Source organism: Acetatifactor muris, from assembly GCF_024623325.1.
GTDB lineage: Bacteria > Bacillota > Clostridia > Lachnospirales > Lachnospiraceae > Acetatifactor > Acetatifactor muris.
In genome coordinates, this window is record NZ_JANJZD010000043.1 from 26,884 (window position 1) to 34,546 (window position 7,663).

Sequence of the window (7,663 nt, forward strand, 5' to 3'; positions counted from 1 at the left end):
GGGAATTGGTCTCACCTTTACGGCTTTAATTCGTATTCTTTTGCCGCCGACGCTTCAAAAGTAAAACCGGTCTCTGTCCTGTTCACTGCAACTGCTTTTCCCCTGCAGACAACGGACAGCTCTTTTCCAATTACCGCAATTTCTCCCTGGAACCGCGGTCTTACCACCGCACGTGAGAGGCTGCCGTTCTCCCAGTACAGATCGACTTCATGTCCGCCTCTGGCCAGAAGTCCTCTGCAGCTTCCCTCTTTCCAGGATACAGGCAATGCCGGAAGAAAATCCAGTCCCATATGGCTTTGCAGGAGGCATTCGGCGATACCTGCCGCTGCTCCCAGGTTTCCGTCGATCTGGAAGACCCCTCTGGCATTTAACAAACTGCGGGAAGCGGAGACTGACAGCATTTTACGGATATTCTTATCGGCGGTTTCCCCGTCTCTGAAACGTGCATCCAGACAAATCTGCCAGGCCAGAGGCCACCCGCCATTTCCTGCGCCGTGAGTTCTGCGGCTCTCCAGAGATACCCTGGCAGCATCCATAAGCTCCGGTGTATCTCTCCAGTTAACAGAGCATCCCGGATATACGGCATACAGATGGGAAACATGGCCCATTCCGGGATTCTGCTCCGGATAATCCTGATTCCATTCCACAAGCTGTCCCCAGGAGCCGATTTTGTCTCCGGGAAGCTTTTCGATCATCCCTTTTAAGACTTCCCCATATTCCAGGTCAGTTCCCAGAATCTTCTGTATCTCAATACATGCGCCGAAAAATTCGCGCAGCAGCTGATTGTCCATTGCAGGACTCACGCACAGAGGCGTATCAGAACCATCCGGAAGATAGTACCGATTCTCCGGGGATACCGAGGGACAGGTAAGCAGCTGCCCGTCCACCTCTATGAGAAAATCTTCATAAAAGAGTGCCATATCCTTTAAAATCGGATACATACGCTCCAGTACATTCTTGTCTCCGGTATACAGATAGTGTTCCCACACATGCATTCCTATCCATGCTCCGCCTGTCACCCAGGGTGTGGATGCCATGTAGATATCCTGCGGCGCACAGTCACCATAATAGTCTGTGTTGTGGTGACACACCATTCCCCTCATACCATACATTACACTGGCTGTCTTTTTTCCCGGCTCATGCATTGTCTCCAGTAAATCCATTACAGGTTCGTGGAGATCTGCCAGATTCCCCACCCAGGCCGGCCAGTAATTCATCTGCAGATTGATATTAATGGTATATTTACTGTCCCACATAGGCACAAAATCAGCATTCCAGATTCCCTGAAGATTTAATGCCGAACTGTTCTTTCTGCTGCCTGACACAATCAGATAGCGTCCGAACTGGAAATACAGCGCCGCCAGAGCCGGGTCCTCTTCGCCGCCCCGCACCGCGTCAAGCCGCTTGTCCAGAGTGCCGCCGGCAGGTTCTCCCAGGTCCAGCTGACACCTTTCCATAAGTGCCGTGAAATCTTTTGTATGCTCTTCTTTCAGATTCTGGTACCCCTTTTCCTGAGCCGCATCCAGAACCTTTACCACCTCTGCGCGGGGATCTGAAAAGCGATTGGAGGTAGCGGTCGTCAGATAAATGATTACTTCGCCGGAGTTATCAGCTGTCAGCTGAGACACCGGATTTACCAGCTTTCCATCACATTCCACGCGAAATGCCGCCGCAAACTCTACCCCTGCATCATTTCCCGCCATTAAGTAGGTATTGTCATCTATGGCTTTGGAAAAGTCAACCCGCGTTCCCGGCCATCCGCCTCCTCTGGCCTGCATTCCGGGGCGGCGGTCATCCTGAATAAACGCATCGGATACGGTGACGCGATCCAGCTTCAGCTCCAGACGAATTGCCTCAGGTGTATCTGAAGTGAGCCGAATACACATTACCTGGTCTGGATGGCTGACGAACATTTCTCTGTGATAAGAAATATTTTCCAGATTATGGTCCACCGTGAGAATTCCCGTCATCAGATCCAAATCCATACGATATGCTTCCGGTTCCGGGGATTTTGGCCTTCCACCCATAGCAAACGGCAGTTTCTGATTCAGTGCCATATTCAGTTGTCCAATGAAGGTGTAATGACGCTGAGAACTGGGAACTCCTGCCATATACTGGGCAATGATTTCCTCTGCCTCATGCATTTTTCCTTCCAGCATCAGCCGGCGAATCTCAGGAAGTTTCTCCCTGTATGCCGGATTATTGCGGTCCATGGCCAGACCATACCACAGAGAATCGTCATTCAGCGGAATGCGCTCCATATCGGTTTCACCGTAAACCATGGCTCCCAGCCTTCCGTTTCCCAGAGGCAGAGCATCCTTCCACATTTTCGCGGGACTGTCATAATACATGTGATTTGTTCGTTCCATTTGAAACCTCCATTCACGCTGCCACCAGGGACAATGGTTGTCATCCAATGCAGCTCGTAATCATTTTATCTGACTTTATAACGAATATTTTTTTAGAATTCTGATCAAATCGGTTATTTAAGTCCTGGCCCGCTCTACCGCCTCGCTTACCGCGCGGCAGATTGTGTCGATTTCTTCCTCCGTATTGCAGACGGAAAGTGAAATGCGGATACAGCTGCGTGCCCGCTCCGGGGACAGCCCCATGGCTGTGAGCACATGACTGGGTTCCACGGATTCCGTGTTACAGGCCGCTCCGGTGGAAACGGAGATTCCGTTCAGATCCAAAAGAAGCATCAGTGCTTCTCCGGATACACCCTCAAACCCCAGGTTGATTATTCCGGGTACCCGGCTTTCAGGATTCCCGTTTAGCCACATACCCTCCACGTCCTTCAACCCACACAGTAATCGTTCCCGCAGTCGCTCCATCTTCCGGGTCTGTTCTTCCAGTGCAGCCACACTGTCACACAGTGCCCGGGCCATGGCAGCCGCCCCCGGTACATTCTGCGTTCCCGGGCGTTTGTCTCGCTCCTGGCTTCCGCCGAACATCAGATTGGCCACGGGAATCCTTTTATCCACATACAAGACGCCGATTCCCCTGGGACCATGGAACTTATGGGCAGAGAGAGAGAACATATCTGCTCCCAGTTCTTTCACCTGGACAGGGATATGTCCGGCAGCCGCCACCCCGTCAATGTGAAACAGGATATCCCTTTCCCGGCAAAGCTGCCCGATTTCAGCTGCCGGCTCCACAGTTCCCACCTCATTATTCACATACATCACTGCCGCAAGAATCGTATCTTTCCTGCAGGCTGCTTTCAGCTCCTTTATGGACACATTTCCGGCCATATCAACCCCCAGCAGCGTAATCTCAAAGCCGGCCTTTTCCAGCGCGGGAATACAGTTTAAGACAGCATGATGCTCCACCTGGGAAAAAATCATATGCCGTTTCCCTATCAGCTTCCCATACATGGCTGCTGTCAAAATTGCCTGATTATCCGCCTCGGTTCCCCCGGAAGTAAAATAGATTTCTTCCGGTTCGGCACCGATACACGCGGCAATTTTCCCCCTGGCTTCCTCCAGAATGCGGGCTGCCTCCCTGCCGTTCTGGTGGGCGCTGGAGGGATTGCCGTAATGTATCCTCATACACTCTGTCATTACCTGCAGGGCTGATTCCGATATCGGGGTAGTCGCAGCGCAATCCGCATAAATTCTGTCCATTTTCTTTCCTTCCTGTACAGATGCTCTTTTTTATGCTACAGTAGAACGAGATAAGGTCTAAAATATATCCAATCAAACTGAAGGTGAGGAAATGATATGTTTTTAAGGTCGAAAAAGAAACGTTACCTTACTGTCACACAGAATGAAACTCTCCTCTATGAAGGACTTTGGAATGAGCTTCCTCTGAAAGAAGAGGTCATTCTGGAAAAAAGTATTGAATTTTTCAATGACAGAGAACCCTGCGTTATTCATCGCAGCGCCGTGCATATGCGCCTTCTGGCAGAGCTGGAGCAGCTTTTTTCCTCCCCGGATTTCCACAGCCGGTTTTGCACCTACACCGGCTTTCCGGCAGATTGCAGATTCAGTTTCTCAGAAAAATAAAGCCAAAAACAGTGCAAAGAAGAAAATACTGTATGCCAGTTTGACAGCGGGCAGAATCTTCAGCGACAAACTGGACGCTGACATGACAGATTTTCCCCTGGATACCAGCACTACTACCAGAGCCATCGGTACACACATGGCTGTCAGATAGAGCACCAGATTCCCGGCCAGCTGAATGTCGAATCCCTGGTTTTGCTTCACCATGTAGAGAAGTGATGCCAGGTAAACCTGTCCGGTACACAGGAATTCTCCTGCGGAAATCACAATTCCCAAAAGAAACAGTACCGGATACCAGAAGTGCTGGGGTATGTCCGTAAGCTTTCTGATCATCGTGTGGTTCCATTTTCGGAAACGCTCGGGAAGCCGAAGCTTTTCCCTGCCATACTCCTTCCTCAGGACATGGATAAAGTCCATCAGATAAAAGACTCCGAAGGAAAGGGCCAGTACCGAAAATGCAATCTTCATTCCTTTTTGCAGTGTCTGAAATACCGTGCTTTCAATCACACTGAAAAGAGCTCCGATTGTAAATCCCAAAAGCAGATAGGTAAGAAATTTCCCTGTCAGGAAGACAAGGCTTCCCCCATAAAAGCTTCGACCAGACATCAGCAATATGGACAAAATCATCAACAGCATTGAGACACCGCACGGATTCAGCCCGTTTATAAACCCTGTTACCGCCAGTTGAATCTTTGATATCTTTCCGGTTCCGGTTTCCTGAGCAAAGCGGGATATTATCTCCTCCCAGGAACCTGTCGCTGCTTCATTTGCAAGCATTCCTGCCGTACCATCCAGAATCGCTTCCGCCCCGGACAGGTAACTCTCTCTGGAAAAAAGCAGGGGGACCTGCTGACCGCTCTCAGGCACATCATACAACTGCATCAGCCTGCGAAGCACCATGGCATTCTCATTCTCCAGAATATTATAAATCAGCAGATCGTACTTTTCGTCTGATAAATCATTCTGCAAATACGCTTCCGCTGTCTGGCAACTTTCACAGGCGCCGGTAACAAATAACACCAGCGTGGTATCATTTTCCCCAACCTGGTGGAGCTCACGATAAAACGCCGAATGGAACAGACTTTCCGCCGACGGAGACAAATCGTTTTCCGTATCTGCTTCCCCGTCCGTGTCCGCATTCTCTGTATTTGGTCCGGAAGTTACTTCTGGATTTCCGGAAGCAACTGCAGAACCCTGCTGACCGCTTTCCGCCGAGGCCCGGGCATGTTGTGCCACCGCTTCTCCAATCTCCTGATAGGAGCCCTGGTAAACCACTCCTTCAACCACAGCAGCCGGCAAATCCGTCAGAGTAAGTTCCAGCCGGTATTTCTCAACTGTTTTCTCAAAATGTGCCGCACCGCTGTCTTTATAGACATTGTAAACGGTGCAGTCCGGATTCGCAAATCCGGCTTCCGTCAGCTGGCTTGACACTTCCTGTCTGAATTTATCTTCTTCATGGCAGCTCTCACAGGGGGCAAGGACGAAAAGCTCTACAGGGATGCTGTCCTGCGTCTCTTTCTGATAATTCGCAGGCGGATTTTCCGCGCCATCTGCTGTCGCCTTTACAGACAACAAGGCAATAAAGACAGCTGTCAATAATAAAAATTTCATTTTTGCAAATCCTGCTTTTTTCACTTGCCCTCTCCAACTGTACATAATCTAAAGTCCGGCCAGATCTTCTGACCGGACACTTTACCGTAAAGGTTTAATTTCCAGCTGCTTCAGCTGCTGCCATGTATGCGTCATAACCGCGCTGATATGCGGCAATATATTCTTCCACACCCATGTCTTTCAGCTTCTGGATGTAGGCATCCCAGTCCTTCTCAATGTCAAGGTTGCCATCAATAAACTGTACCTGGGCCTGACTTACATAGCCGCCGATGGTCAGAGTGCCTTCGGTGACAATCTTGGCATCCTCGCCTTCAAATGCAAGGTTTGGAACAAGGGTTTCGACCGGGGGGGCATATTGATCATACAGCTCCGCACACTGCTGGAACCAATATTCGGTAGAATGGTCGGGATCTTCAACCCTCAGGGAAGCTCTGTATTCAGCAGTTCCGCGCTGAATCATGGCATCCGGCGTATACCGGTAGTCCGCATAGGTCTTGGACAGACCGCCGTCTTTCACATAGTCAAAGTCCTCGGGGATTTTATAAGTCTCATATGTGGGAGTTCCGCCGCCCAGAGACACGCCCTCGGTGGTATAATCCCAGCCAATTCCTTTGGGGCCTCCTCCGATGTGGTGAACCGCATCCTCGGAACCCATGAAGTCAAACAGCGCTACTACAATCTCAGGATACTTGCAGGTAGAAGAAATCACGCCGATACAGCCTTCGAAATAAGTCTGAATTCCACGTCCTGAATATCTGACGCCGTCAGGACCTGCCACGGGTGCCAGAATCTCCCAATTCTGCCATTCACCGTCCACCTGCTGCCAGAACTCAGAGTTTTCAACGCCGCCGTTGGCGTAAACTGCCACCTTATTTACTTCGGAAGCATCCATGGTGGCTGCAAACTGTGTGCTGTCCTGCAGGAAGGTCTGATTATCCAGAAGGCCTTCTTCAAAGAGTTTACGCATGTAACGAAGCCCTTCTCTGTACTCATCCTTCATCACGGCATACTCGATTTCTCCGTTATTTACCACCATTCCGCCTGCTACAGTGGGATTGGTATTGCTCAAAGGATTGACACACTGTGTAAAGGAGTTCATCAACCACACGGTAGGGTCAGTGGCCCAGCCGCCGATATAACCGGACATGGGAACCTCATCCGCGATGCCATTGCCGTTGGCGTCGTCTTCCTTTACCATCTTCAGGAAATTGTAGAGCTCCTCGGTGGTCTCAGGGTTCTTGCCGCCCAGGTACTTTTCAACCCAGGGCTTGTAGATATACATACGGTGCTGGTACATGCAGTGGAAGCACTCGTTCTGGCCGCCGTAAGTGTAGATATGCCCATCGCCCACAGTCAGATCAGCTTTTCTCATGGGGCTCTGCTCGTTCATCCAGGTCCAGTTCTCCATCCCCTCCAGCATATCCTCCAGGGGGAGCAAAAGCCCCTGGGAACCGTAAGAGAGTACCTCGGCCTTGGTCCAGCCAGTGCGCAGAAAGAAATCAGGCATGGAATCCGGATCCGTCATAATCAGGTTCAGCTTCTGGGTTGCCTCGTCACCAGTCAGATCGTACTTATAATCCAGATGGATATTGGTCTGCTCTTCAATCCAGTCGGTTACCCAGTTATCCTGGTAGCTCGTAACACTCTGGTCAGGGTTGTTGACAAAGACGGTCAGGGTCAGCTTTTCCTTCAGCGGGAACACTACATCCTTGGGTGAATCGAATGCAAAGGGATCGGATGAATCCTCTCCGCCTGTGTCGTTACTTTCTGCGACTGAATTTCCGGCCTCGGAACTTTGCTGATTACCTGCATCTGAGCCGCAGCCGACAAACGCGGTTGCTGTAAACGTTAACGCAGTAAGTATTGACAGCGTCTTTTGGAACAATTTTTTCTTCCTCATTTTTTCCTCCTCTTTCTTGTTATAACTTCTCGGAATCTTCAGCCCTTATTTCATGGTGCTTTCAGAACCTATTTTTCAAAAATCACCCACTTTTTTCTCTAAAACACTTGACAAACCAGTCAAAAAATGCGGCGCTTCGCGCCCCTTG

The 7,663-nt window shown here is 50.2% G+C and carries 5 protein-coding genes; 1 reads left to right on the forward strand and 4 read right to left on the reverse strand.

What is annotated here, in order from left to right:
- Window positions 1–17: 17 nt before the first annotated feature.
- Entirely contained in the window at window positions 18–2,369 is a 2,352-nt protein-coding gene (locus NSB25_RS25140; RefSeq protein WP_103242066.1) for a glycoside hydrolase family 95 protein, read from the reverse strand.
- Window positions 2,370–2,486: 117 nt separating this feature from the next.
- On the reverse strand, window positions 2,487–3,626 hold the full coding sequence (locus NSB25_RS25145; RefSeq protein WP_103242065.1) for a cysteine desulfurase family protein: 1,140 nt from the start codon (window positions 3,624–3,626) through the stop codon (window positions 2,487–2,489).
- A 96-nt stretch (window positions 3,627–3,722) separates the two neighbouring features.
- On the opposite strand from NSB25_RS25145, the gene NSB25_RS25150 reads away from it, so the two are divergent.
- A complete protein-coding gene (locus tag NSB25_RS25150) occupies window positions 3,723–4,007 on the forward strand; it encodes a hypothetical protein (RefSeq protein ID WP_103242064.1) in 285 nt (94 codons plus the stop codon).
- Here NSB25_RS25150 and NSB25_RS25155 read toward each other — a convergent pair.
- Together NSB25_RS25155 and NSB25_RS25160 are read right to left on the reverse strand one after the other, a co-directional pair.
- The gene (locus NSB25_RS25155; RefSeq protein WP_103242063.1) at window positions 3,996–5,615 is read right to left on the reverse strand and encodes a cytochrome c biogenesis protein; all 1,620 of its coding nucleotides are present in this window, start codon (window positions 5,613–5,615) and stop codon (window positions 3,996–3,998) included. The two genes, NSB25_RS25150 and NSB25_RS25155, sit on opposite strands and share 12 nt — an antisense overlap.
- A 94-nt stretch (window positions 5,616–5,709) precedes the next feature.
- On the reverse strand, window positions 5,710–7,515 hold the full coding sequence (locus NSB25_RS25160) for a type 2 periplasmic-binding domain-containing protein (protein ID WP_103242062.1): 1,806 nt from the start codon (window positions 7,513–7,515) through the stop codon (window positions 5,710–5,712).
- Window positions 7,516–7,663: the final 148 nt, after the last annotated feature.

What these genes read in the sequence shown, in the direction of transcription:
- NSB25_RS25140 (WP_103242066.1), bottom strand. Translation starts at nt 2,369, where the DNA reads ATGGAACGAACAAATCACATGTATTATGACAGTCCCGCGAAAATGTGG.
- NSB25_RS25145 (WP_103242065.1), bottom strand. Translation starts at nt 3,626, where the DNA reads ATGGACAGAATTTATGCGGATTGCGCTGCGACTACCCCGATATCGGAA.
- NSB25_RS25150 (WP_103242064.1), top strand. Translation starts at nt 3,723, where the DNA reads ATGTTTTTAAGGTCGAAAAAGAAACGTTACCTTACTGTCACACAGAAT.
- NSB25_RS25155 (WP_103242063.1), bottom strand. Translation starts at nt 5,615, where the DNA reads ATGAAATTTTTATTATTGACAGCTGTCTTTATTGCCTTGTTGTCTGTA.
- NSB25_RS25160 (WP_103242062.1), bottom strand. Translation starts at nt 7,515, where the DNA reads ATGAGGAAGAAAAAATTGTTCCAAAAGACGCTGTCAATACTTACTGCG.